Annotated in this window: 22 protein-coding genes; 13 read left to right on the forward strand and 9 right to left on the reverse strand. The window is 67.6% G+C overall.

All coding sequences use genetic code 11. From position 1 onward, the window contains the following. Positions 1 to 298: 298 nt before the first annotated feature. From xseB to dut, 7 genes are all read left to right on the forward strand, one after another. Positions 299 to 556: an exodeoxyribonuclease VII small subunit gene (gene xseB, locus K5880_RS04805; RefSeq protein WP_297649349.1), complete on the forward strand. Its 258-nt coding sequence runs from the start codon at positions 299 to 301 to the stop codon at positions 554 to 556. A 29-nt stretch (positions 557 to 585) separates the two neighbouring features. Continuing rightward, a complete protein-coding gene (locus tag K5880_RS04810) occupies positions 586 to 1464 on the forward strand; it encodes a polyprenyl synthetase family protein (RefSeq protein WP_297649784.1) in 879 nt (292 codons plus the stop codon). A gap of 46 nt (positions 1465 to 1510) precedes the next feature. Beyond that, complete coding sequence (dxs, locus tag K5880_RS04815) at positions 1511 to 3406, forward strand: 1-deoxy-D-xylulose-5-phosphate synthase (protein ID WP_297649786.1); 1896 nt, start codon at positions 1511 to 1513, stop codon at positions 3404 to 3406. Positions 3407 to 3599: 193 nt separating this feature from the next. Next, a complete protein-coding gene (locus K5880_RS04820; RefSeq protein WP_297649351.1) occupies positions 3600 to 4679 on the forward strand; it encodes a TRAP transporter substrate-binding protein in 1080 nt (359 codons plus the stop codon). Positions 4680 to 4856: 177 nt separating this feature from the next. Further along, positions 4857 to 5459 carry a TRAP transporter small permease subunit gene (locus K5880_RS04825; RefSeq protein WP_297649353.1) on the forward strand — a complete coding sequence of 201 codons (603 nt, stop codon included), beginning with the start codon at positions 4857 to 4859 and terminating at the stop codon, positions 5457 to 5459. After that, positions 5459 to 7234 (forward strand): TRAP transporter large permease subunit, encoded by a 1776-nt coding sequence (locus K5880_RS04830; RefSeq protein WP_297649788.1) that lies wholly within the window; start codon positions 5459 to 5461, stop codon positions 7232 to 7234. The genes K5880_RS04825 and K5880_RS04830 overlap by 1 nt, the downstream gene beginning before the upstream one ends. A gap of 31 nt (positions 7235 to 7265) precedes the next feature. Beyond that, entirely contained in the window at positions 7266 to 7715 is a 450-nt protein-coding gene (dut, locus tag K5880_RS04835) for a dUTP diphosphatase (RefSeq protein ID WP_297649355.1), read from the forward strand. Positions 7716 to 7833: 118 nt separating this feature from the next. Here the strand turns inward: dut and K5880_RS04840 are convergent, their stop codons facing one another. Further along, entirely contained in the window at positions 7834 to 8385 is a 552-nt protein-coding gene (locus K5880_RS04840) for a peptidylprolyl isomerase (RefSeq protein ID WP_297649357.1), read from the reverse strand. A gap of 14 nt (positions 8386 to 8399) precedes the next feature. On the opposite strand from K5880_RS04840, the gene K5880_RS04845 reads away from it, so the two are divergent. Together K5880_RS04845 and K5880_RS04850 are read left to right on the forward strand one after the other, a co-directional pair. Further along, complete coding sequence (locus K5880_RS04845) at positions 8400 to 9563, forward strand: cupin domain-containing protein (RefSeq protein WP_297649359.1); 1164 nt, start codon at positions 8400 to 8402, stop codon at positions 9561 to 9563. A gap of 32 nt (positions 9564 to 9595) precedes the next feature. Continuing rightward, a complete protein-coding gene (locus K5880_RS04850) occupies positions 9596 to 10117 on the forward strand; it encodes a hypothetical protein (RefSeq protein ID WP_297649361.1) in 522 nt (173 codons plus the stop codon). A gap of 91 nt (positions 10118 to 10208) precedes the next feature. On the opposite strand, the gene bamC is transcribed toward K5880_RS04850, so the two are convergent. The 5 genes from bamC to K5880_RS04875 form a co-directional block, all read right to left on the reverse strand. Continuing rightward, complete coding sequence (bamC, locus tag K5880_RS04855) at positions 10209 to 11234, reverse strand: outer membrane protein assembly factor BamC (protein ID WP_297649790.1); 1026 nt, start codon at positions 11232 to 11234, stop codon at positions 10209 to 10211. Positions 11235 to 11404: 170 nt separating this feature from the next. Beyond that, entirely contained in the window at positions 11405 to 12304 is a 900-nt protein-coding gene (gene dapA / locus K5880_RS04860; RefSeq protein WP_297649363.1) for a 4-hydroxy-tetrahydrodipicolinate synthase, read from the reverse strand. 75 nt (positions 12305 to 12379) lie between these two features. Further along, complete coding sequence (locus K5880_RS04865; protein ID WP_297649364.1) at positions 12380 to 12934, reverse strand: class I SAM-dependent methyltransferase; 555 nt, start codon at positions 12932 to 12934, stop codon at positions 12380 to 12382. Then, positions 12934 to 13062, reverse strand: a complete 129-nt coding sequence (locus tag K5880_RS04870) for a hypothetical protein (RefSeq protein WP_297649366.1) — start codon at positions 13060 to 13062, stop codon at positions 12934 to 12936. The genes K5880_RS04865 and K5880_RS04870 overlap by 1 nt, the downstream gene beginning before the upstream one ends. Next, on the reverse strand, positions 13059 to 14309 hold the full coding sequence (locus K5880_RS04875; RefSeq protein ID WP_297649368.1) for an MFS transporter: 1251 nt from the start codon (positions 14307 to 14309) through the stop codon (positions 13059 to 13061). The genes K5880_RS04870 and K5880_RS04875 overlap by 4 nt, the downstream gene beginning before the upstream one ends. A gap of 155 nt (positions 14310 to 14464) precedes the next feature. Here K5880_RS04875 and K5880_RS04880 point away from each other — a divergent pair, with 155 nt between their 5' ends. The 4 genes from K5880_RS04880 to K5880_RS04895 are packed head-to-tail and all read left to right on the forward strand — an operon-like array spanning position 14465 to position 20089. Beyond that, positions 14465 to 16435 carry a DNA topoisomerase IV subunit B gene (locus K5880_RS04880; RefSeq protein WP_297649370.1) on the forward strand — a complete coding sequence of 657 codons (1971 nt, stop codon included), beginning with the start codon at positions 14465 to 14467 and terminating at the stop codon, positions 16433 to 16435. A 12-nt stretch (positions 16436 to 16447) separates the two neighbouring features. Next, positions 16448 to 18799, forward strand: coding sequence for a DNA topoisomerase IV subunit A (parC, locus tag K5880_RS04885; protein ID WP_297649372.1), 2352 nt, complete (start codon positions 16448 to 16450; stop codon positions 18797 to 18799). 7 nt (positions 18800 to 18806) lie between these two features. Next, complete coding sequence (locus K5880_RS04890) at positions 18807 to 19907, forward strand: crosslink repair DNA glycosylase YcaQ family protein (RefSeq protein ID WP_297649374.1); 1101 nt, start codon at positions 18807 to 18809, stop codon at positions 19905 to 19907. Positions 19908 to 19909: 2 nt separating this feature from the next. Further along, positions 19910 to 20089: a hypothetical protein gene (locus tag K5880_RS04895; RefSeq protein WP_297649376.1), complete on the forward strand. Its 180-nt coding sequence runs from the start codon at positions 19910 to 19912 to the stop codon at positions 20087 to 20089. A 125-nt stretch (positions 20090 to 20214) separates the two neighbouring features. On the opposite strand, the gene K5880_RS04900 is transcribed toward K5880_RS04895, so the two are convergent. The 3 genes from K5880_RS04900 to K5880_RS04910 form a co-directional block, all read right to left on the reverse strand. After that, positions 20215 to 20682: a RidA family protein gene (locus K5880_RS04900; protein ID WP_297649378.1), complete on the reverse strand. Its 468-nt coding sequence runs from the start codon at positions 20680 to 20682 to the stop codon at positions 20215 to 20217. A 98-nt stretch (positions 20683 to 20780) separates the two neighbouring features. Next, on the reverse strand, positions 20781 to 21758 hold the full coding sequence (locus tag K5880_RS04905; protein ID WP_297649379.1) for a transglutaminase family protein: 978 nt from the start codon (positions 21756 to 21758) through the stop codon (positions 20781 to 20783). A gap of 28 nt (positions 21759 to 21786) precedes the next feature. Next, positions 21787 to 24387, reverse strand: coding sequence for a circularly permuted type 2 ATP-grasp protein (locus K5880_RS04910; protein WP_297649381.1), 2601 nt, complete (start codon positions 24385 to 24387; stop codon positions 21787 to 21789). Positions 24388 to 24407 lie beyond the last annotated feature (20 nt).

Raw genomic sequence — 24407 nt, forward strand, 5'->3', positions numbered from 1 at the left:
GGTCCTGACCTAGAGACTCCCCCTATGAAGGGGCAGGGTAAGCGCTGTGCTCGTCAGACGAATTCGCGCGGGATGGGTGGGGTGGTGCGTCCCTCCGGACAGGAACTGTCCGTAGTGAAGAGAAGTGAAGAAAAAAAGAACGCGGATTGTACCCCGGGGGGCAAAGCCCTTGCCGGGCATAAAATGCCCGTTTCACAAGGCTGTCTGCAGGGCGCGGGGATCGGTTGAGACGAGGTCCGGCGCCTCCCGCGACGAAGCCCTCTTGGTGGCCCGCGATGGGCCTCAGCAATCTGGATCCATGCCCACACCTTCCCCCTCCCGTGCACCGCGCGCGGCCTCCACCCCACCTGCCGCAGCCAGCTACGAGGCGGCGCTCGACGAGCTGGAGCAGCTGGTGGCCCAGCTCGACGCCGGCCAGTTGCCGCTGGACCAGTTGCTGACCCGTTACCAGCGTGGTGCCGAGCTGCTCGCCTTCTGCCGCACCCGGCTGGAAGAGGTCGAGAACCAGATCAAGGTGCTCGAAGGTGGCACGCTCAAGCCCTGGGATGCCGCTTGAACGCCGTGCTGTCCGACACCGATGCTTTCGTGACATGGCGCAGCGCGCAGCAGGCCTCGGTGGAGCGCGCGCTCGAGCGCTGGGTGCCGTCCGACGCGCCGGCCGGGCTGGGCGATGCCATGCGCTATGCGGTGCTCGACGGTGGCAAGCGCCTGCGCCCCTTGCTGGTGCTGGCCACCTGCGAGGCCGTGGGCGGACACCACGAGGCCGCGCTGCGCGCGGCCTGCGCCGTGGAGCTGATCCACGCCTACTCGCTGGTACACGACGACATGCCGTGCATGGACAACGATGTGCTGCGAAGGGGAAAGCCCACGGTGCACGTGCGCTTCGGCCAGGCGCAGGCCTTGCTGGCGGGTGACGCGTTGCAGGCGCTGGCGTTCGAGTTGCTGGTGCCCGGCGATGGCAGCGTGGGCGACGCCATGAGCGCGCGCCTGTGCCGCCTGCTCGCGCTTTCGGCGGGTGCCGACGGCATGGCCGGCGGACAGGCTGTCGACCTGGCCAGTGTCGGTGTGGCTCTGGACCTCGCCTCGCTCGAAGCCATGCACCGCCGCAAGACGGGTGCCCTGCTGCAGGCCAGCGTGGTGATGGGGGCGGCCACCGGCACGCCGTCGCATGACGTGCAGGCCTTGCTCGCGCGCTACGGTGCCAGCCTGGGCCTGGCATTCCAGGTGGTGGACGACATCCTGGACGTGACCGCGGATTCGGCCACGCTGGGCAAGACCGCAGGCAAGGACGCCGCCGCCGACAAACCCACCTTCGTCTCCCTGATGGGCCTGGCCGGAGCGCAGGCCTATGCCGACCGCGTGCTGGACCAGGCCCACGATGCCTTGCGCCGCAGCGGTCTCGACCACAGCCATGCCCACACCCTGCACGCCCTGGCCGACTGGGTGGGGCGGCGCGTTTCCTGACGGGCCACGCAGGCCCGATACTCCCATGACCCAAGCGCCCCTGCCCATGAGCTCCCTGCTGTCGACCATCGACTCGCCCGCTGACCTGCGCCGTCTCACGCGCGCGCAGCTCCCGCCGCTGGCCGCCGAACTGCGCGCCTTCCTGCTGGAGAGCGTGGCACGCACCGGCGGGCACCTCAGTTCCAACCTGGGCACGGTGGAGCTCACCGTGGCGCTGCACTACGTGTTCAATACGCCCGAGGACCGGCTGGTCTGGGACGTGGGTCACCAGACCTACCCGCACAAGATCCTCACCGGCCGGCGCGAGCGCATGAACACGCTGCGCCAGTTCGGTGGCATCAGCGGCTTTCCGCGCCGCAGCGAGAGCGAATACGACACTTTCGGCACCGCGCACTCGTCCACCAGCATCTCGGCCGCGCTCGGCATGGCGCTGGCGGCGAAAATCAAGGGCGACCAGCGCAAGGCTGTGGCCATCATCGGCGACGGCGCCATGACCGCCGGCATGGCCTTCGAAGCCCTGAACAACGCGGGCGTCGCCGAGGGCCGTCTGCTGGTGGTGCTCAACGACAACGACATGTCGATCTCTCCGCCCGTGGGCGCACTCAACCGCTACCTCGCCCAACTCATGAGCGGGCAGTTCTACGCCGCGGCGAAGAACGTGGGCAAGCAGGTGCTCAAGGGCGCGCCGCCCCTGTTCGAGCTGGCCAAGCGCTTCGAGGAGCACGCCAAGGGCATGGTCGTACCCGCGACCCTGTTCGAGAAGTTCGGCTTCAACTACATCGGCCCGATCGACGGCCATGACCTCGACTCGCTGATTCCCACGCTGGAGAACATCCGCCACCTGCTCGACACCGACAGCGGCCCGCAGTTCCTGCACGTGGTGACGAAGAAAGGGCAGGGCTACAAGCTTGCGGAGGCCGATCCGATCGCGTACCACGGCCCTGGCGTGTTCGATCCTTCGGTGGGTCTGACCAAGCCGGCAACGCCGCCCAGGACCACCTTCACCCAGGTGTTCGGCCAGTGGCTGTGCGACATGGCCGAGGCCGATCCGCGTCTGGTCGGCATCACGCCGGCCATGCGCGAGGGCTCGGGCATGGTCGAGTTCGAACGCCGATTCCCGGCGCGCTACTTCGATGTCGGCATCGCAGAACAGCACGCGGTGACCTTCGCCGCCGGTCTGGCCTGCGAAGGCCTCAAGCCGGTGGTGGCAATCTACTCGACCTTCCTGCAGCGCGCCTACGACCAGCTCATCCACGACGTGGCGCTGCAGAACCTGCCCGTGGTGTTTGCGCTCGATCGCGCGGGCCTGGTGGGTGCCGACGGCGCCACCCACGCCGGTGCCTACGACATCGCTTACCTGCGCTGCATTCCCAACATGGCGGTGGCCTGCCCGGCCGACGAGGCCGAGTGCCGGCAATTGCTCAGCACCGCGTTCGAGCAGAACCACCCAGTGGCCGTGCGCTATCCGCGCGGTGCGGGTGCCGGCGTGGCGCGGCCCGTGGATCTCCAGGGCCTGCCCTATGGCCGGGGTGAACTCCGGCGCCAGGGCCGTGGTGTCGCCATCCTGGCCTTCGGCACGCTGCTGCAGCCCGCGCTGGCGGCCGGCGAGGTGCTGGGCGCGAGCGTGGCCAACATGCGCTGGGTCAAGCCGCTCGACCTCGATCTGCTGCGCGAGCTCGCGCGCACCCACGAGGCCCTGGTGACGGTGGAAGAGGGCAGCATCCAGGGCGGGGCGGGCGCGGCTGTGCTCGAAGCCTTGCAGGCCGAGGGACTGACGCTGCCGGTGTTGCAGCTGGGCCTGCCCGACACCTTCATCGAGCACGGTGACCCGGCCCGGCTGCTCGCCATGGAGGGCCTGGACGCGGCCGGCATCGAGGGCTCGGTGCGCAAGCGCTTCGGCTCCTTGTTGCACGCGTCGCCTGGCCTCAAGCGCGTGAGCTGACCGACGAGGCTTCGCCGACCCCGGTCGCGAAGCTTGCAAGAGGCTGAACGCTTGGCCCGTGCAGGCCTTTCTTCGAGGGAAAACCCCCGAATCCCTGCGGTAGGGGCTTCCTACAATGCCCTTTGACTGACAAGTCTCCTGCCTGTCTTGCTGGGCCGGGTGTATTCACATACCAACCACGGAGTCAATCAATATGGATCGTCGTTCCCTCATCAAGCATGCCGGCATTGCTGGCGTGCTCGCCGCTGGCGCCGCGCCTGCCGTGCATGCCCAGGCCGCCATCCGCTGGCGTCTGGCCTCGAGCTTCCCCAAGGCGCTCGACACCATCTACGGCGCTGCCGACGTCTTCGCGAAGAAAGTGGGCGAAATGTCCGGCGGCAAGTTCACGATCTCCGTGCACCCCGGTGGCGAGCTCATGCCCGCGTTCGGCGTGGTCGACGGCGTTCAGGAAGGCACCGTGGAGTGCGCCCACACCGCGCCCTACTACTTCTTCGGCAAGGACGACACCTTCGCCCTGGACTGCGCCATTCCCTTCGGCCTCAACAGCCGCCAGATGACGGCCTGGATGTACGAAGGCAACGGCATGAAGCTGTTCCGCGAGTTCTACGAGGGCTACAACATCGTGAACTTCCCGATGGGCAACACGGGTGCGCAGATGGGTGGCTGGTACCGCAAGGAAATCAAGTCGCTCAAGGACATCCAGGGCCTGAAGATGCGCATCGGCGGCTTTGCCGGCCGGGTGCTCACCACCATGGGCGGTGTGCCGCAGAACATCCCGGGTGGCGAGATCTACCAGGCGCTGGAGAAAGGCACCATCGACGCCACCGAGTGGGTGGGTCCGTACGACGACCAGAAGCTCGGCTTCAACAAGGTCGCGCCGTACTACTACTACCCCGGCTGGTGGGAAGGTGGCCCGCAGCTCTCGCTGTACGTCAACAACAAGGCCTATGCGGGGCTGTCGCCCGAGAACAAGGCCATCGTGGAATGCGCCGCCGCCATCGCGCACACCACCATGCAGGCCAAGTACGACGCTCTCAACCCCGGCGCGCTCAAGCAGCTGGTGGCCTCGGGCACCAAGGTGCTGGCGTTCCCCAAGTCCGTGATGGACGCGGCGTTCAAGAACTCCATGGCCCTCTACGCGGATATCAGCACCAAGAACCCGAAGTGGAAGAAGATCTACTCGGACTACTCGGCCTTCCGCAAGGACCAGAACCTCTGGTTCCGTTTCACCGAAGCGCAGTTCGACAACTACATGCAAAGGGCCAAGCTCTAAGCGGTCCCGGCGTCCGACAAGAAGCCCCGCCCTCGCGGGGCTTTTTGCTCGGACTGCCCGGACGGGTTGTCGCTGCCGTTCCATGGCATTGGCCGTCAGCCCGGGTTCAGTCTCGGACGGGCATGCCCACTAGACTTTGCGGCTGGCCGCACAGGCCTTTCTCAGATGGGAATTCCCATGTCGCTCCTGCTCAAGATATCCCGACTCATCGACGCCCTGGCCGAACTCATCGGCAAGCTCGCCATGTGGTTCATTCTGGCCGCCACCCTCATCAGCGCGGGCAATGCCATCGTGCGCAAGATCTTCAGCGTCAGCTCCAACAGCCTGCTGGAAGTCCAGTGGTACCTGTTCGCCGCTGTGTTCATGCTCGGTGGTGGTTATGCCTTCCTGCGCAACGCCCACGTGCGCATCGACTTCGTGTCGGGCCGGTTCAGCGCGCGCACGCGCAACTGGATCGATGTCGCCGGTATCGTGATTTTCCTGTTTCCACTCTGCTACATGATGATGACCCTGGGCTGGCCGCTGTTCGAGCGCGCATGGGAAACCGGCGAGATGTCGTCCAACGCGGGTGGCCTGATCCGCTGGCCGGTGTACGGTCTCATTCCACTCGGTTTTGCGCTGCTGATGCTCCAGGGTGCTTCGGAGCTGATCAAGCGCTTTGCCTTCCTGACCGGCAACGGCCCGGACGCCCTGAGCCACACCGGGCCTGACGAGATCCAGCAGCTGGCCGCGGACATTGCCGCGCAGGACAAGACCCGCAAGGCAGGGGCCGCGTCATGATGGAACTGCTCGCACAGAACTTCGTGCCCGTGATGTTCACGGGGCTGCTGCTCTTCCTGCTGGCCGGTTTTCCGGTCGCGTTCTCGCTGGCCGCCACCGGCCTGTTCTTCGGCCTGATCGGCATGGAGCTGGAGCTCTTTCCGCCCAACCTCTTTCAGGCGCTGCCGCTGCGCGTGTTCGGCATCATGCAGAACGACACGCTGCTGGCGATTCCGTTCTTCACACTCATGGGCATCATCCTCGAACGCAGCCGCATGGCCGAGGACCTGCTCGAAACGGTGGGCCAGGTGTTTGGTCCGCTGCGCGGTGGCGTGGGCGTGGCCGTGGTGCTGGTGGGTGCGCTGCTGGCGGCCACCACCGGCGTGGTAGCCGCGTCGGTGATCTCCATGGGCCTGATCGCCATGCCCATCATGCTGCGATACGGCTACAACCGCACCATCGCCACCGGCACCATCACCGCCTCGGGCACGCTGGCGCAGGCCTTGCCGCCCTCGCTGGTGCTGATCGTGCTGGCCGACCAGCTGGGGCGTTCGGTGGGCGACATGTACGCTGGTGCGCTGGTTCCCGGACTGTTGCTGGTCGGTCTCTACCTGTTGTTCATCGCGGCCGTTGCCATCGTCAGGCCCAAGTGGGTGCCGGCGCTGCCGCCGGAGGCCCGCATCTATGTCGAGCCCAGCGGTGCCAGTGGTCATGTGTCGCTGGTCACCTTGCTGGTGCTGTGCGGAGCCGCGGGCTATGCCTGGTCGCAGATGCACGAGGCGATCATGAACCCCTTCCTCGGGCGTGAGTTGCCCGCGCCGGGCGATGAAGTTTTCATCATGTCGCTCACCGTCTCGGCCTTCCTGGCCCTGGGGCTGGCGCTGTTCAACCGCCTGTTCCGGCTGGGACTGCTCTCGCGCCTGTGTGAACGGGTCACCTTCGTGCTGATCCCGCCGCTGGTGCTCATCTTCCTGGTTCTGGGCACAATCTTTCTGGGGGTGGCCACGCCCACCGAAGGCGGCGCCATGGGTGCGCTGGGCGCGCTGATCATGGCGGGTGCGCGGCGCACGCTGTCGTTCTCGCTGCTCAAGCAGGCGCTGGAAAACACCACCAAGCTGGCCATCTTCGTGATGTTCATCCTGATCGGTTCGACGGTGTTCAGCTTCACCTTCAACGCAGCCGACGGTCACGTCTGGGTCGAACACCTTTTCGACAAGCTGCCTGGCGGCCAGCTCGGCTTCCTGCTGGTGGTCAACTTCCTGGTGTTCGTGCTGGGCATGTTCATCGACTTCTTCGAGATCGCGTTCATCGTGATTCCGCTGCTGGCGCCTGTTGCCGAGAAACTGGACATCGACCTGATCTGGTTCGGCATCATCCTGGCGATGAACCTGCAGACCTCGTTCCTCACGCCGCCTTTCGGTTTCGCGCTGTTCTACCTGCGCAGCGTGGCCGCGCGCGAGGACTACGACGATGCGGTGACCGGCAAGCGCATCCCGGCTGTCACCACCACGCAGATCTACAAGGGCTCGATCGCCTTCATCATCCTGCAGGTCATCATGGTGGCGGTGATCGTGTTCAATCCCACCATCGTCACCGGCAATCTGGAGGCTGCGGTCAAGGTAGATGATGCCGCCGTGACCGACATGCTGCGCAACATGCCCAGCCTGGATGAGGCTGCCGAAGAAGCCGCGGAGGAAGAGGAGGGCGAGGAGGGCGCGATGCCCGAGCCGCCCGCTCTGGAGCAGAACGCCGACGACCCGATGAAGGCGCTTCAGAACAGCCTCAAGAAGAACTGATGAATGCCCACCTGTATGGAGCGAACGGCGCATGCACATTGACGTGAAGGTGCTGGATCCGCGCATCGCGGACCAGCTCCCGGCCTACGCCACCGCCGGCAGCGCCGGACTGGACCTGCGCGCGTGTCTGGACGAACCCCTGACGCTCGCTCCCAATGCCTGGCAGCTCGTGCCCACCGGCATGGCCATTCATCTGGCCGATCCGGGCTACGCGGCCATGATCCTGCCGCGCTCGGGGCTGGGCCACAAGCACGGCATCGTGCTGGGCAATCTGGTCGGCCTGATCGACAGCGACTACCAAGGGCAGCTCATGGTGAGCGCCTGGAATCGCAGCGACGTGGCCTTCACCATCCAGCCACTGGAGCGGATCGCGCAGATGGTGATCGTGCCCGTGGTGCAGGCCCGCTTCAATGTGGTGAGTGACTTTGCCAGCGCCAGCGAGCGCGGCGCAGGCGGTTACGGTTCAACCGGTCGCGGCTGAGAAACCCGCAGCGAACGAGGCTGTACCGCCCAGAGGTGCCGCGGAACCGGCTCTGCCGGGCCGCAGGCGCCGTCCTCTTGAGGGGGGCGCGCGCAGCGCGGCGGGGGTGTTTCCGAATTCAGTGCAGCGTGTGCGGGCCGGGCGGCGTCAGGCCAGGGCCCTGCAGTTCGTCGGGCGCATCCACCTGCATGCGGAAGAAGCCCGTGCCCAGGCTCCCCTTGCCCACTTCGCTCTCCTGCGCCTCGCGCACCGCGTGCACCTTCAGGCTGATGCGCAATGCGATGCCGGCCAGCGGGTGGTTGCCGTCGAGCACCACGTGATCCGGGTAGATGTCGCTGACGAAGTACAGGCGGTCCTTGGGCGCGGCCGGGTTGCAGCCCTGGGGCAAGCCTTCGAAGCCCATGCCTTCCTCGATGTCGTCGGGGAACAGGTGGCGGGGTTCCAGGAACAACAGGCGATCGTCGTAGTCGCCAAATCCGTCGGTGGGCTCCAGGTGCAGCTCGACCGTATCGCCCGCCGAGTGGTGCAACAAGGCTTCCTCGATCTTGGCCAGCAGGTCGGTGCCACCCATGAGGAACTCCACGGGCTCGTCGAGCACGTCGAGTTCTTCGCCCAACGTGTCCTTGAGGGTCCAGGTCAGCGCCACCACGCATTGTTGGTTGATTTTCATCCGACAATTGTCCCATGCCCCCTGTCCGCAAATCCAGCCCGTCCTCGCCGTATGCCGCGGCGCCCGATCTTCCCCGCGCCTTGCTGGGGGGCCTTTCCCCCGCGCAGTTCATGCGCCGGCACTGGCAGAAGAAGCCCCTGTTGATCCGCGCCGCGATGCCCGGACTGGTGCCCCTGCTGAGCCGCCAGGCGCTGTTCGATCTGGCCGCGGACGAGGCGGTCGAATCGCGCCTGATCGTGCGCCAACCACGGGGCTGGGCCCTCAGGCACGGGCCGCTGGCCCGCTCCAGCCTGCCCCCACTCAGGCGGGGCGGCTGGACGCTGCTGGTGCAGGGCGTGGATCAGCATCTGGATGCAGCGCACGAGTTGCTGCGGCAGTTCCGATTCATCCCCGACGCGCGTCTCGACGATCTGATGATCTCGTGGGCCAGCGATGGCGGCGGTGTGGGCCCGCACTTCGACAGCTATGACGTGTTCCTGCTGCAGGCCACCGGACAGCGGCGCTGGCGCATCGGGCGGCAGAAGGACCTTTCGCTGCAGCCCGACGTTCCCCTGAAGATCCTGAGCCATTTCGAACCGGAGGAAGAGTACGTGCTCGATCCGGGCGACATGCTGTATCTGCCGCCGCGCTGGGCGCACGACGGTGACGCGGTCGGCGGTGATTGCAGTACCTATTCCATCGGTTTCCGTGCCCCCCAGCGCGGCGGGCTGGCGGGCGAGTTGCTTCAGCGCATGGCCGACGAGTTCGAGGACACCACGCTCTACCGCGACCCGCGGCAACCGGCCACCGCGACCCCTGCGGCGATGCCGGTCGCGCTTGAGGCATTTGCTGCCGGTGCACTGCAGCGCCTGCTGGGCGAGCGCGGGTTGCTGGCCTGCGCGCTCGGTGAAGTCATGACCGAACCCAAGCCCCGCATCTGGTTCGACGAAGCCTCGGCGGCCTGGGTGCCTGGCGCCTTGCGGCTGGACCGGCGCACGCGCATGATGTACGACGATCACCATGTGTTCATCAATGGCGAGAGCTTTCGCGCAGGTGGCGCCGACGCCCGACTGATGCGCACGCTGGCCGACCAGCGCTGCCTGGGCGATCGCCAGGTGGTCCGCGCCAGCGCGGACGCCCTGGCCCTGCTTCGGGACTGGTTCGAAGCCGGTTGGCTGCATCGGGTGGAACCCGCCTGATACCGCGCTGTCATACGGGACTGGAGCCTTGCATGACCGACACCGCCCCCACCGCCGACATGCCTGAGCCTGGGCCACTGCCCGAAGGCCGGCTCTCGGGCCGCCAGGCCTTTGCGGATCTGGTGCGTCAGGCCTTCGAGACGGCGGCGCGGGAAGGGTGGCCGCGCATCGTGCTGTGCGACGCCGACTTTGCCGACTGGCCCCTGGGCGACCGCGACGTGGTGGCCTCGCTCAATGCCTGGTCGACGCGGGGCCGCTCGCTGCAGCTGCTCGCGCGCGAGTACGGCGTGTTGCGCCAGCTGCACCCCCGCTTTGTGCAGTGGCGGGTGACATGGTCGCACCTGGTGGAGGCGCAGGCCTGTCCCGCTGCCACGGTGGAGGAACTGCCCAGCCTGCTGTGGTCTCCGGTCTGGACCCTCCAGCGGCTGGACACGGTGCGCTGCACCATGGTGGCCAGCCGCAGCGCCGAGCGGCGTGTGGCCCTGCAGGAACAGCTGCAGCAGTGGTGGCTGAAAGGCACGCCTGCGTTTCCGGCTTCGACGCTGGGCTTGTGAACGGAAGCAAGGGATCGCGGACCTGAATGAAAAGAGCCGCCCTCGGGCGGCTCTTTCCGGTGGCATCCGGGGGCAGCGCCCCGCAGGGCATCTACTTCAGGTCTTCCGCAAGCAGCCTGGCGATGCGCTGCGCAGCGGCCGAGCCATCGGGCAGGCCCTGGCTGTCGAGCACCGCCACGGTGGTCTTGTTGTCGTCGCTGCGCACCGAGACGCGGTAGCGCGCCGTGCTCGCTTCTTCCTTGGAGGCGCCGAACAGCTTGGAGAAAAACCCGGGCTCCTTGGCATTGACCACGGGCTCGACATAACGCACGAAGTACAGGCCTTTGCTGCGGTCGCGGTCCTCGACGGTGAAGCCGGTGCGGTCCAGCGAGAGGCCCACGCGGCGCCAGGCGCGGTCGAAGTTGTCGTCGAACTGCACCACCGGCGCGTTGTTCACCTGGGTGACCCTGGCCGCGGCCTGCACGGGTGCGCTCGCGGCCACCGCCTGCGCCTGCGCCTCGCTCACGCCGAGCTTGACCATCAGGCGTCGCAGGAACTCGATTTCCAGTTCCACATCGGCTGGGCGGGGTTGCCACACCGTCTGGTCCTTGTCCTTGCTGGAATAGACCTCCACCATGCCGCGGTGGCTGATGTAGATCTCGGTGCCGCCGTCGGCCCGACGTTCCAGGCGCGTACGGAAGCGGTCGCGTTCGCCGGTGGAATAGAGGTTCTCGAACAACTTGCCGATGGTCGAACGGATGAAGTCCTGCGGCAGCTTGGCGCGGTTCTCGGCCCAGTCGGTCTCCATGATGCCCAGCGTCTCCTGGTCGATGTCCAGCAGGAAGCCGTTCTCCTGCCAGAAGTCGCGCAGCGGGGTCCAGAGCTTGTCGGCCGGGCGGTTGACCACCAGCCAGCGCTGGGTGCCCGCGCGCTCGATGCGGACGTCGCCCACGGTGGCCATGGCGGTGCTGGAGGCCGTGGCCTGCGAAGGCTGGGCCGTTTCATAGCCGCTGGCGGTGACCACCGAGCCTGGCAGGTTGTAGCGCGAATCGCGGCTGAGTTGGGTGAGATCGGGTGGCACATCCAGCGTGCTGCCACGCTGCGCGCTCTTGTAGTCGATCTTGTCCTCCTGCAGCATCGAGCAGCCCGTGGCCAGCAGGGCCGCTGCGGCCAGCAGGCCGAGTCGGGCCAGGGCATTGCACGTTGGCTGTGCCGCGGAGTGCAGGGTCGGGATCGGGGTGCGGATGGACATGTTGGGGGGCTCGTCAGGAAGAAGGGTCGGTCGCGTAGAGGCGCTGGCACGCCGCATCAGGAAAGCAGGCCGCTGTCTCGCAGCGCACCCTCCACCGTGGGTACCAGGGAGCGCGACATCGGCGTCATGGGCAGACGCAGGGTCTCGTTGCACAGGCCCATGCGGGCCATGGCCCACTTGAGCGGAATCGGATTGGCTTCGGCAAACAGGTGCTTGTGCACCGGCATGAGCTGGAACTGGATCGCCATGGCGCGCTTCACATCGCCCGCGATCGCGGCCACGCAGAGCTCGTGCATCAGGCGCGGCGCGATGTTGGCGGTCACGCTCACGTTGCCCTGCCCGCCACAGAACATGAGCGCGACGGCGGTCGGGTCGTCGCCCGAATAGACAGCGAAACCCTTGGGTACCTCGCGGATCAGCCACTGCGCGCGCTCGATGTTGCCGGTGGCTTCCTTGACGCCGACGATGCCGGGCACCTGTGCCAGGCGCAGCACGGTGTCGTGCTGCAGGTCGGCCACGCTGCGCCCGGGCACGTTGTAGAGCACGGTGGGCAGGTCGCCCACGGCTTCGGCAATCGCCTTGAAGTGCTGGTACTGACCCTCCTGCGTGGGCCTGTTGTAGTAGGGCACGACCTGCAACTGGCAGTCAGCGCCCACGCTCTGCGCGAAGCGCGCGAGCTCGATCGCCTCGGCGGTGGAATTGGCACCGCAGCCAGCCATGATGGGCACGCGTCTGGCGCCATGCGTCCTGGCCTGCTCGACCGAGACCCGGATGATCTCGCAGTGCTCCTCCACCGAGACGGTGGGCGATTCGCCGGTGGTGCCGACCACGCCGATGCAATCGGTGCCTTCGGTGATGTGCCAGTCGATCAGCTTGCGCAGCGTGGGGTAGTCGACGCTGCCGTCTTCATGCATGGGCGTGACCAGGGCCACGATGCTGCCGGTGATGGGTGTCATAGGTACAGACTTGATTGGGGGGCGTCCTTCTGGCTCCGTTCCCTGGGGACGGCCAGCGCGCGCGAACCTTGCATTCTACCCAGTGGCATCCAGCGGATACCTAGGGGGCAACACGGGTGTTTCCGGTCGTTTTCGCACCGCCGCCAGGCGCTGGACGAAGCGTTCGGGTCGATCGCAGAAGCCGTCTTCGTACGCCACCACATGCAGACCTGCGGCGGCCTGAAGAAGTTCGCCCGGCTGCAGCAGAAAGTCGGGCCGCGAGGGCTTGCCGACGCTCTGGTTGCCGTCGGCAAAGGTTTCGTACACCAGCACGCCACCCTCGGCCACGCTGGCCACGAGGGTGGGCAGCAGCGCGCGCCAGAGGTAGTTCGTGACGACGACGGCGTCGAAGCGCTCGCCCTCGAAGGGCCAAGGGCCGTTCTCGATGTCGGCCCGCACCGCCCGCCCCAACGGCAGCACCGATTCGATGGCCTCCGGCGAGCGGTCCACGCCGGTGACGGCGTGGCCGCGCTGCGCGAACCAGCGCATGTGGCGGCCGTGCCCGCAGGCCACGTCCAGCACCGAGCCGCCCGTGGGCACCAGGTGCGACCAGCGCCGTACCCAGGCCGACGGCGCCTCTGTGCCGTGCATCAGAAACAGCTCCAGAGCTGGTCGGCCAGACTGACCAGGAATTCGGGTCGCTGGTACAGCGCCAGCGTGGCCAGCAGGCCCGCGACCACCGCAGTCCACACCAGAACGCGCGTGGCCAGGGGTCTCAAGCCGGGGCCCCCGCGCGCAGTGGTTCGCGCACGATCGGTGTCTCGCGCACCGGCAGGTTGATCAGGCCGGCGAAGACGCCCAGCGCGATCGCGAGATACCAGACGATGTCATAGCTGCCGGTGCGGTCGTAGAGCACCCCACCCAGCCACACGCCCATGAAGCTGCCGATCTGGTGGCTGAAGAAGATGAAGCCGCCCAGCATCGACATGTGGGCCACGCCGAAGATCTGCGCCACCACGGCGTTGGTGGGCGGGATCGTCGAGAGCCACAGCAGGCCCATGACACTGGCAAAGATGTACACGCTCATCGGCGACAGCGGCGCAATCAGGAACACCGCGATGACGGCGGCGCGCGCAAAGTAGATGAAAGCCAGGATGTGGCGCTTGGCCAGGCGCTGGCCCAGCGCACCGGCGGCGTAGGTGCCGACCACGTTGAACAGACCGATGAGCGCGAGCGCATAGCTCGCCACCTGGGGGGACAGGCCGTTGTCCTTGAGGTAGCTGGGCATGTGCACGCCGATGAAGACGACCTGGAAGCCACAGACGAAATAGCCGGCCATGAGCAACTGGAAGCTGCGGTAGCGGAACGCCTCGCGCAGCGCCTGCGCGATGGTCTGCTCGCGCATGGGTGCCACGCCGCCGGTGAAACCCGGCTCGCGCAGGCCCAGGGCCAGCGGCACGATCAGCAGCACCGCGGCGCCCAGGAACAGCAACGCTTCCTGCCAGCCAAAGCTGCTGATGAGCCAGCCCTCCACCGGCACCATGAGGAACTGGCCGAACGAGCCAGCGGCCGCGGCCACGCCCATGGCCCAGGAGCGCTTTTCGGCCGGAATCTGCCGGCCGATCACGCCGTAGATCACCGCGTAGGTGGTACCGGCCTGGGCCGCGCCGATCAGCACGCCGGCGGTGAGCGCGAAGCCCAGGGACGAGGTGCTCAGCGCCATGCCGGCCAGGCCCAGCCCGTACAGCAGCGCGCCCCCGATCAGCACGCGGAAGGCGCCGAAGCGGTCGGCCGCCATGCCGGCGAAGATGCCGAACACGCCCCAGGAGAGGTTCTGGATGGCCAGCGCGAACGAGAAGGTCTCGCGCGTCCAGCCCTGGGCCTGGGTGATCGGTTGCAGCCACAGCCCGAAGCCGTGGCGGATGCCCATGGACAGCGTGACGATCAGGGCACCGCAGGCGAGCACCTGCAGGGCCGACAGGCGAGGTATGGACGGTACGGGGGCAGGGTGTGGCGTTGAAGACATCCGGGAAATGTAGCGAAGAAGCCGCCGGCTTGCCTGCCGCACCCTTGACATCGGACGCCGGGATTGATGATCCGGACGCATGGGTCGCTCGGCGCGGGTGTCTATCTGTATTTGTATACAGTGGTTTCGGGTCGGCGGGCATACAATCCGCCCCCATGGCGATCCAAACACCCAACGAATATTCCGAAGGCTCGATCCGCGTCCTCAAGGGGCTGGAGCCGGTCAAGCAGCGCCCGGGCATGTACACCCGCACCGACAACCCGCTGCACATCATCCAGGAAGTGCTGGACAACGCGGCCGACGAGGCCCTGGCCGGGCATGGCAAGAAGATCAAGGTCACGCTGCACACTGACCATTCGGTGAGCGTGGAGGACGATGGCCGGGGCATTCCGTTCGGCCTGCACCCCGAGGAAAAGGCCCCGGTGGTCGAACTCGTGTTCACCCGGTTGCACGCGGGCGGCAAGTTCGACAAGGGCAAGGGCGGCGCCTACAGCTTCTCCGGTGGCCTGCACGGGGTGGGTGTGAGCGTGACCAATGCGCTCTCCACCCGACTGGAGGTGACCAGCTTCCGCGACGGCCAGGTGGCAAGGCTGGCGTTCTCAGGCGGGGACGTGACCGAACCCCTGGCACTGGCTCCTCGGGGCGAGGGCGACCGCAAGCAGGGCACCACCGTGCGCGCCTGGCCCGACGCGAAATACTTCGAATCCGCCACGCTGCCCATGGCCGAGCTCACCCACCTGCTGCGCAGCAAGGCGGTGCTGATGCCGGGCGTGACGGTGACGCTGGTCAACGAAAAGACGAAGGACGTGCAGACCTGGCTCTACAAGGGCGGCCTGCGCGACTACCTGCAGCAGACCCTGACCGGCGACCCGGTGATCCCGCTGTTCGAGGGCGAAGGCTTTGCCGACAGCGGGCACGACAGCTTTGCCGAAGGCGAGGGCGCGGCCTGGTGCGTGGCCTTCACAGAAGACGGCCAGCCGGTGCGCGAGAGCTACGTCAACCTCATTCCCACCAGCGCCGGCGGCACGCACGACAGCGGCCTGCGCGACGGCCTGTTCCAGGCCGTCAAGAGCTTCATCGAACTGCACGCGCTCCTGCCCAAGGGGGTGAAGCTGCTGCCCGAGGACGTGTTCGCGCGCGCCAGCTATGTGCTCAGCGCCAAGGTGCTGGACCCGCAGTTCCAGGGCCAGATCAAGGAGCGCCTGAACTCGCGCGACGCCGTGCGCCTGGTCGGCAGCTTCGTGCGCCCGGCGCTGGAACTCTGGCTCAACCAGCACGTGGACTACGGCCGCAAGCTCGCCGAACTCGCCATCAAGGCCGCGCAGTCGCGGCAGAAGGCGGGCCAGAAGGTCGAGAAGCGCAAGGGCTCGGGCGTGGCCGTGCTGCCGGGCAAGCTCACCGATTGCGAGAGCAAGGACCTGGCGCACAACGAGGTGTTCCTGGTCGAAGGCGATTCGGCCGGTGGCAGCGCCAAGATGGGCCGCGACAAGGAGTGCCAGGCTGTGCTGCCGCTGCGTGGCAAGGTGCTCAACACCTGGGAGGTCGAGCGCGACCGCCTGTTCGCCAACACCGAGATCCACGACATCGCGGTCGCCATCGGCGTCGATCCGCACGGCCCGAACGACACGCCCGACCTCTCGGGCCTGCGCTACGGCAAGGTTTGCATCCTGTCCGACGCCGACGTCGACGGCTCGCACATCCAGGTGCTGCTGCTCACCCTGTTCTTCCGGCACTTTCCGAAACTCATCGAAGCCGGTCACGTGTTCGTGGCGCGCCCGCCGCTGTTTCGCGTGGACATTCCCGCGCGCGGCAAGAAGCCCGCGGCCAAGCAGTACGCGCTGGACGAAGGCGAACTGCACGCCATCCTGGACAAATGTGGCAAGGACGGCGTGGCGCCAGAGAAGTGCCAGATCAGCCGCTTCAAGGGCCTGGGCGAAATGAGCGCGGAGCAGCTGTGGGACACCACGCTCAACCCCGACACGCGCCGCCTCATGCCCGTGGTGCTCGGCGCGATCGACTTCGCCGGCACCGAGGCCCTCATCACCAAGCTCATGGGCAAGGGCGAAGCCGCCTCGCGCCGCGAGCTCATGGAGTTGCACGGCGACTCGGTGGAAATCGATATCTGAGTTTGAACATCCATGTCCGATCTGATCACCCCTGAACTGCCACTGTCCGAACCGGACGACGGCCTGAACCTCGCGAACTACGCCCAGCGCGCTTATCTCGAATACGCACTCTCTGTCGTGAAAGGCCGCGCGCTGCCCGACGTGTGCGACGGCCAGAAGCCGGTGCAACGGCGCATTCTCTACAGCATGGACCGCATGGGGCTGGGCTTCAGCGGGCCCAACCGCAACACGGCCGCGCGCCCGGTCAAGAGCGCGCGTGTGGTGGGCGATGTGCTCGGTCGCTTCCACCCGCACGGCGACCAGGCCGCCTACGACGCACTGGTGCGCATGGCGCAGGACTTCGCGCAGCGCTATCCGCTGATCGACGGCCAGGGCAACTTCGGCAGCCGCGACGGCGACGGCGCCGCGGCCATGCGCTACACCGAGGCGCGGCTGGCGAAGATCACCACCTTGCTGCTCGACGAAATCGAAGAAGGCACGGTGGACTTAGTGCCCAACTACGACGGCTCCACCATCGAGCCGAAACAGTTGCCCGCGCGCCTGCCGTTCAATCTGCTCAATGGTGCCTCGGGCATCGCCGTCGGTCTGGCGACCGAAATCCCCAGTCACAACCTGCGCGAGGTGGCCGATGCCTGCATCGCGCTGGTGAAGAACCCCAGGCTGGCGGACGACGAGCTGTTTGCGCTGATGCCGGGGCCCGACTACCCCGGCGGTGGCCAGATCATCAGCCCGGCGGGCGACATCGCCGACGCCTACCGCAGCGGCCGCGGCAGCCTCAAGGTGCGCGCGCGCTGGAAGATCGAGGACCTCGCGCGGGGCCAGTGGCAGCTGGTGGTGACCGAGCTGCCGCCGGGCGTGAGCACGCAGCGCGTGCTGGAGGAAATCGAGGAGCTCACCAACCCCAAGGTCAAGGCGGGCAAGAAGGCGCTGACGCAGGAGCAGACGCAGCTCAAGGCCAGCATCCTCATGGTGCTCGACGGCGTGCGCGACGAGTCGAGCAAGGACGCCCCGGTGCGCCTGTTGTTCGAGCCCAAGAGCAGCCGCATCGAGCAGCAGGAACTCATCACCGCACTGCTGGCCCACACCAGCCTGGAGACCTCGGCACCGATCAACCTCACCATGATCGGCCTGGACGGGCGGCCGACGCAGAAGTCGATGCGGCAGATGCTCACCGAGTGGATCGAATTCCGCCAGGGCACCATCACCCGCCGCTCGCAGCACCGCCTGACCAAGGTGCTCGATCGCATCCACATCCTGGAAGGGCGGCAGCTCGTGTTGCTCAACATCGATGAGGTGATCGCGATCATCCGCCAGAGCGACGAGCCCAAGGCCGCGCTGATCGAGCGCTTCAAACTCAGCGACCGGCAGGCCGAGGACATCCTCGAAATCCGCCTGCGCCAGCTCGCGCGCCTCGAAGCCATCAAGATCGAGCAGGAACTCAAGGACCTGCGCGAGGAGCAGGGCAAACTCGAAGACATTCTCGGCAATCCCGGCAGCCTCAAGCGCCTGATGGTCAAAGAGATCGAGGCCGATGCCAAGACCTTCGCCGATCCGCGCCGCACGCTGATCCAGGCCGAAAAGAAGGCCGTGGCCGAGATCAAGGTGGTGGACGAGCCGGTGACCGTGGTGGTCTCCAGCAAAGGCTGGGTGCGCGCGCGCACCGGCCACGGCCACGAGGCGGGCAGCTTCGCTTTCAAGGCGGGCGATGGCCTGTACGGCACCTTCGAATGCCGCACGGTAGACACGCTCATCACCTTTGGCAGCAACGGCCGCGTCTACTCAGTGCCGGTGGCCAGCCTGCCCGGCGCGCGCGGCGACGGCCAGCCTATCACCACGCTGATCGACCTGGACAGCGGCACGCAGCCGCTGCACTATTTCGCCGGCCCGGCCAACGCGGCGCTGCTGCTGTCCAGCTCGGGTGGCTACGGATTCCTGGCCACGGTGGAGAACATGGTCTCCCGCCAGCGCGGGGGCAAGACCTTTCTGAACCTGGGCGCGGGAGAAACCCCGTGCGCGCCGTCGCACGCTGCGTTTTCCTCGGGCGGTCAGCCGCTGGCGCCTGCCACGCACGTGTGCTGTGCCTCCACGGGCGGACGCATCCTCACTTTCGAAATCAGCGAACTCAAGCTGATGGAAAAGGGCGGTCGCGGCCTGATGCTGATCGACCTCGAGCCCAAGGACACGCTGGCCGGTGCGGCCGCCTACACGCGCAGCGTGAAGATCGAAGGTATCGGGCGCGGCGGCAAGGAGCGCGAGGAAACGCTGGAGATCCGCAGCCTGAACAACGCGCGTGCCGCGCGCGCGCGCAAGGGCAAGGCAGCGGACCTGGGCTTCAAGCCCCATCGAATCACCCGGGTGGAGTGAGGCCGGCATGGCGCGTTCGCCCACGCTGGCCGAGCTGCGCCGCTACGCAATAGCGCGCAGCCTGTTCAAACCGGTGACGTTGCCGGCGGCCATCCGCCGGCTGGGTTTCGTGCAGGCCGACCCGATGCGCGCACCCGCCCGTGCGCAGGACCTCATCCTCTTCCAGCGCGTGCGCGACTACCGCGCGGGTGACCTGGAGCGCCGCTACGAGCGACTGGCGATCGAGGAAGACGCCTTTGTCAATTACGGCTTCGTGCCGCGCGAGATGCTGGCCCTGCTGCACCCGCGCACGCCGCGCCAGCCCTGGGACGAGGCCACGGTGCGCCGCGCGCGGGAGGTGCTGGACTTCGTGCGGGAGCGCGGCGCGGTGCATCCCCGTGAAGTGGGCGAAGTCTTTGTGCATCACGGCCGCGTGCCCGGGTACTGGGGTGGCGAGCTCAATGCGAGCACCCGCCTGCTCGAGCACATGCACCACCACGGCTGGCTGCGCGTGCGCCGCCGCGAATCCGGCACGCGGGTGTACGAAGCGATCAGGCACGCCGAACAGGACGAGAGCCCATCGGCCCGCCTGGCGCGTGCCCAGGCGCTGGTCGACGCCATCGTGGCGCTGTACGCACCGATCCCTTCACCCAGCCTGGGCTACCTGGTGACGCTGTTGCGCTACGGGGCTCCCCATCTTTCGGTTGAAGCCCGTGCGGTGGTGAAAGCGGCCCGCGAGCGCTACGGTCATGCCGTGGTCGATGGCACCACCTGGTTCTGGCCGGCGGATGAAAACCCGGTCTCGCGCCGCCACCAGCCCGGTGAGGGCCTGCGCTTTCTCGCACCGTTCGATCCCGTCGTCTGGGACCGGCGGCGCTTCGAGATGCTGTGGGGCTGGGCCTACCGCTTCGAGGCCTACGTACCGGCCGCGAAGCGCACCATGGGCCACTACGCGCTGCCCGTGCTGTGGGGCGAGCAGGTGGTGGGCTGGGCCAACATGCGTGTGGAACGCGGCCATCTTCGGCACCAGTTGGGATTTGCGGGAGCCCGTGCGCGGGACGCAGGATTCCAGCGGGCGCTGGACGAGGAACTGGCACGTTTCGAAATCTTCCTGGAACAGGGGAACTGAAGATGGACAACGGGGAATGGGCCGGGGTGGTGATCGCGGCGGTGCTGGCGGCGCTGTCCTTTGGCGTCGCGCGTTTTGCAACACGCCACTTCGCACGGCGGCGCGCCGCCCGGGAACAGGCGGCGGCCAAAGCCACGCAGAGCCGCCAGGTGCGGCGCGCGAACGAGCGCAAGAAGAAGTGAGCCGCGACACTTCAGCAAGCTTGCCGGCGCGAAGTGCCTGATCCAGAGATGCCAAGGGTCCGGCTCCGTCGGCCCCGGGCATCGCCGCCTTCCAAAGCGGGGGCGCGCCGAAGGCGCGCAGGAGGTTATTCGATCTCCGCGATCAGCTCGATTTCCACGCAAGCGCCCATGGGCAGTTGCGCCACGCCGAACGCGCTGCGTGCGTGCGCACCCACCGGGCCGAAGACTTCACCGATGAGTTCGCTGCAACCGTTGGTGACCAGGTGCTGCTCGGTGTAGGTGGGGGTGGAGTTGACCAGGCTGAGCACCTTGACGATGCGCTTGACGTCGTCCAGGCTCTTGCCGACGGCCAGGCAGGCTGCGGACAGCGTGCCCAGCAGATCGATGGCCACGGCGCGGGCCGCGGCCTTGCCCTCGTCGGTGGTCATGGTCAGGCCCAGTTGGCCCACCCAGGGCTTGCCGTCCTTTCGGGCGATGTGGCCGCTGAGGAAGATCAGCTTGCCGGTCTGGACGAAGGGCACGTAGGCGGCGGCCGGCACCGAGACGGGAGGCAGCGTGATGCCGAGGCGGGACAACTGGTCGTGGACGCTCATGAAAGACTCCTGGTAGCTGGGCGTTTCATTCTATCGACGGCCCTTGCGATCAGGCCCTGCATGAGGGGCTTTCATGGCCCCGCAAATGAGATCGCCGCTCAGCTGTCTTCAGACGCCTGCAGCCGGTCCAGCTCATCGGGTGGCGCGACCGTCACCGCCACCGCGAGCTCGTGTCCGGCGCCGCTCTGGATCACGCCCCGCATCGGGGACACGTCGGCAAAGTCGCGGCCGATGGCCAGGGTCACGTAGTCCTCGCCCGGGCTGCCCCAGCCACAGCGGTTGTTGGTGGGGTCGAAGTCGAACCACGCTCCGCTGGGCGTCGCCGCACCGTCATCACCGTCCGCTGCGGCGCTGGCGGGCACGGGCACGTACACCGATACCCAGGCGTGCGAGGCGTCGGCCCCGATCAGGCGCGGCTGGCCCGGGGGTGGCCGCGTGAGCAGGTAGCCGCTGACATAGCGCGCCGGCAGACCCAGCGTACGCAGGCATCCCAGCATGATGTGGGCGAAGTCCTGGCACACCCCCTTGCCCTGTTCAAGTGCCTCCAGCGCAGGGGTGCTGACCTCGGTGCTTTCGCTTTCGTAGATCAGCTCGGTGTGGATGCGCTCCATGAGCGCGCGCGCGGCCACCAGCGCGGGCAGGTCGGGCGTGAACGCAGGCCGCGCAAAGGCGGCGAAACGGTCGTCGCGAGGTACGTGAGGGGACGCGAACAGGAATTCGCTGGCCGCGTCGAACGGGGCCTTGGCGCGGTAGCGGAAGTGCTCCCGCACCCGTTCCCAGCTCATGCAGCGCCACGGAGTGCCCTCGGGCAAGGGCAATGGCGCGTGGGTCTCGACCAGGCTGTCGGCCTCCACCGTGAGCACACTGTGGGTGGACTGCAGGGAAAAGAAGCTGCGCGTATTGCCGAAGACATCGGTGGTTTCGCTGCGCGCGGCCGGTTCGGGGGTGATGCGCAGTTCGTGCGAGATCACCCGCTGCAGCGGCGTGTCCACCGGCCGCAGGTGCGCCATGTGCTGCGCCATGTCGACGCTGCCCCGGTAGTCGTATTCGGTGCGGTGAAGGATGCGCAGGAGCATGTTCAGTGCACGGCGTGGCGGTTCATGGTCAGGCGCCCAGGCTCTGGTTGCGCTGGTCGGCGTGGCTGAAATGCAGGCGTGTGATTTCGTCGGAAAGGTCCACCGCCGCGGTCTCGCAGTCGTCGAGCAGCGCGGCCAGGTCGCTCCAGGTGCGCAGGCCCTCGGCGTTGCGCTGCCAGTTGCTCAGGTCGAGCAGCACCCAGGTACCGGGGTCGGGCAGGTTGCGCGCGAGCACCGCGTCCTGCGGCGTGGCGCTGTTGGCCAGCTTGGCCAGGCGCGAGCGCAGCGTGTGTACCACCCAGGCCAGCGAGCGTGGATTGTCGCGGTCCATCACCAGCAGGTCGATCAATGCCACCATGTCACGGCGTTGCTGGTACTGGGCATGGAATGTGATGGTGCTGTCGAACAGCGCGATAACGGCCTCGAAGCCGGTCGCGTCGTGCACGCAGCCGTGTTCCAGCGCCAGCGACAGCGCGCGCGAGAGCGCGATCAGGCGTTCGATGTGGCGGCCCATGGAGAGCAGGCGCCATCCGTCGTCGCGCACCATGCGGTCGGTCTGCGAACCGGTGATGGCCGCGAGCATTTCGCTGGCGTTCTGCAGGGCCGTCATGGCCTCGGCGGTGGCGTACTCGGCGTCGGTGGACAGTGCCGCGCAGTCGCGCGCGAAGCTCGCTTCGGTGCGCTCGATCAGGCTCCAGTGCTCCTGCGACAGGCGCTCGCGCACCTGTGCGGCGGCGGCCCTGAGCGCGCGCAGGTTGAAGCCCACGCTGTGCGACTGCTCGGCCATGGTGTCGCCGGCCTGGGGCGACAGCGCCGCGATCAGGCTGCGCGCGAACACGCGCGGCGAGAGCGTGGCCGCGGGCGCGTCAGGCAGCACCAGCGCGTTCTCGCGTGCGGTGTCGGAGAGCCAGGCCATGAGCGCGCGCGAGGTAGGTTCCTCGCCGCCCATGTGGTTCAGCACGATCTGCGCCAGCCGCACGCTGTTCTCCGCGCGCTCGGTGTAGCGACCAAGCCAGAACAGGTTTTCGGCCGCGCGGCTGGTCACGGGTTGCTTCTGCTGCGCCAGCGCCAGCGTGCTGGGGGCCGATTGCAGCAGGCTGGTGTGGTCCACCGCGCCGTCGGTGAGGACCCAGCAATCGGCGCTGCTGCCGCCGCGCTGCATGGCCGCGATGAGCTGCCCCCGCGGCGCCAGCCGCACCATGCCGCCGGGCAGCACGCGCCAGGACAGCGGGCCATCGGCCAGCGCGAACACGCGCAGCATGGCCGAACGCGGCATCAGGCGCTCGCCGCTCCAGGTGGGGGTCTGCGACAGCGGAAGCCAGGACTGCACGGTGTAGTTGTCGGGGTGGCGCGCCATGCGACCAGACCATTCGTCGAGTTCGCGCTCGCCCAGGCTCTGGCCCATCGCGGTCTCCAGTCCTGAGCGGGGGTAGGTGGGCTTGATCACGCTGTCCTTGAGCAGCGGCAACACCTCGCGCAGCGCCGCGTCCTCGCCGCACCACCAGGTGGCCAGCGAGGGCAGGGCCAGCTCCTCGCCCAGCAGGTGGCGGCTGATGGCCGGCAGGAAGCCGAGCAGCGCGCTCGACTCCAGCGGCGCCGACCCCGGGGTGTTGGCCAGCAGCAGGTTGCCCGCGCGCAGCACCTGCAGCAGGCCGGGCACGCCCAGGCGCGAGTCCGAGCGCAGCTCCAGCGGGTCCAGCCACTCGTCGTCCAGCCGCTTGATCAGCGCGTGCACCGGCTCCAGCCCGCTGAGGGTCTTGAGGAACAGGCGCTGGTCGCGCACCGTGAGGTCGTTGCCCTCGACCAGCGTGAGGCCGAGGTAGCGCGCCAGGTAGGCGTGTTCGAAATACGTTTCGTTGTAGGGGCCTGGTGTGAGCAGCGCGATGCGCGCGCTCTCGCCTTCGGGCGCCATGCGCTTGATGCCGTCCATGAGCGCGCGGTAGCTCGCGGCCAGGCGCTGCACCTTCATGCCGGCGAAGGCCTTGGGGAACTGGCGCGAGATCGCGATGCGGTTCTCCAGCAGGTAGCCCAGGCCCGAAGGGGCTTGCGTGCGCTGACCGACCACCCACCAGCGGCCGTCAGGCCCCTGGGCCAGGTCGAAGCCCACGATGTGCAGCCAGGTGTCACCGGGCGGGCGCATGCCCTGCATCGAACGCAGGTAACCCGGGTGGCCCTGCACCAGCGCAGCGGGCAGCAGCGCGCGTTTGAGCAGTTCGCGCTCGCCATACAGGTCGGCCATCATGGCGTTGAGCAGGCGCGTGCGCTGCAGCACGCCGGCTTCGATCTGCGCCCAGTCCTGGGTGTCGATGATCTTGGGGAAAAGGTCGAGCGCCCAGGGACGTTCCAGTCCCTTGGACGCGTGGGCGTAGACGTTGTAGGTCACGCCGTTGTCGCGGATCTGGCGCTGCAGGTTGTCGGCGCGGCGGTTCAGGTCGGCCAGGCCATCCGTGCCGATGTGATCGAAGAAGCTGGCCCAGGTGGGCGCCAGGGCGGTGGCCTCGGGCGAACCGTCGGCACGCAACTCGTCACGGTGGCCCGGGTCGGCCGGCACGGACAGGGACAGCGCCCACTCACCCGGCGAGTCGGGGCGCAGTTCGTCAAACAGCGAGTCGGTCGGTTCTGGCGTCACGGTTCCCGAGTATGCCCGTT

This window comes from Hydrogenophaga sp. (assembly GCF_025699295.1).
Classification (GTDB): domain Bacteria; phylum Pseudomonadota; class Gammaproteobacteria; order Burkholderiales; family Burkholderiaceae_C; genus Hydrogenophaga.

Bases quoted from the DNA above. Each gene is read 5' to 3' on its own strand.
- xseB (WP_297649349.1), top strand. From the start codon at position 299: ATGCCCACACCTTCCCCCTCCCGTGCACCGCGCGCGGCCTCCACCCCA.
- dxs (WP_297649786.1), top strand. From the start codon at position 1,511: ATGAGCTCCCTGCTGTCGACCATCGACTCGCCCGCTGACCTGCGCCGT.
- K5880_RS04820 (WP_297649351.1), top strand. From the start codon at position 3,600: ATGGATCGTCGTTCCCTCATCAAGCATGCCGGCATTGCTGGCGTGCTC.
- K5880_RS04825 (WP_297649353.1), top strand. From the start codon at position 4,857: ATGTCGCTCCTGCTCAAGATATCCCGACTCATCGACGCCCTGGCCGAA.
- K5880_RS04830 (WP_297649788.1), top strand. From the start codon at position 5,459: ATGGAACTGCTCGCACAGAACTTCGTGCCCGTGATGTTCACGGGGCTG.
- dut (WP_297649355.1), top strand. From the start codon at position 7,266: ATGCACATTGACGTGAAGGTGCTGGATCCGCGCATCGCGGACCAGCTC.
- K5880_RS04840 (WP_297649357.1), bottom strand. From the start codon at position 8,385: ATGAAAATCAACCAACAATGCGTGGTGGCGCTGACCTGGACCCTCAAG.
- K5880_RS04845 (WP_297649359.1), top strand. From the start codon at position 8,400: ATGCCCCCTGTCCGCAAATCCAGCCCGTCCTCGCCGTATGCCGCGGCG.
- K5880_RS04850 (WP_297649361.1), top strand. From the start codon at position 9,596: ATGACCGACACCGCCCCCACCGCCGACATGCCTGAGCCTGGGCCACTG.
- bamC (WP_297649790.1), bottom strand. From the start codon at position 11,234: ATGCTGCAGGAGGACAAGATCGACTACAAGAGCGCGCAGCGTGGCAGC.
- dapA (WP_297649363.1), bottom strand. From the start codon at position 12,304: ATGACACCCATCACCGGCAGCATCGTGGCCCTGGTCACGCCCATGCAT.
- K5880_RS04865 (WP_297649364.1), bottom strand. From the start codon at position 12,934: ATGCACGGCACAGAGGCGCCGTCGGCCTGGGTACGGCGCTGGTCGCAC.
- K5880_RS04875 (WP_297649368.1), bottom strand. From the start codon at position 14,309: ATGTCTTCAACGCCACACCCTGCCCCCGTACCGTCCATACCTCGCCTG.
- K5880_RS04880 (WP_297649370.1), top strand. From the start codon at position 14,465: ATGGCGATCCAAACACCCAACGAATATTCCGAAGGCTCGATCCGCGTC.
- parC (WP_297649372.1), top strand. From the start codon at position 16,448: ATGTCCGATCTGATCACCCCTGAACTGCCACTGTCCGAACCGGACGAC.
- K5880_RS04890 (WP_297649374.1), top strand. From the start codon at position 18,807: ATGGCGCGTTCGCCCACGCTGGCCGAGCTGCGCCGCTACGCAATAGCG.
- K5880_RS04895 (WP_297649376.1), top strand. From the start codon at position 19,910: ATGGACAACGGGGAATGGGCCGGGGTGGTGATCGCGGCGGTGCTGGCG.
- K5880_RS04900 (WP_297649378.1), bottom strand. From the start codon at position 20,682: ATGAGCGTCCACGACCAGTTGTCCCGCCTCGGCATCACGCTGCCTCCC.
- K5880_RS04905 (WP_297649379.1), bottom strand. From the start codon at position 21,758: ATGCTCCTGCGCATCCTTCACCGCACCGAATACGACTACCGGGGCAGC.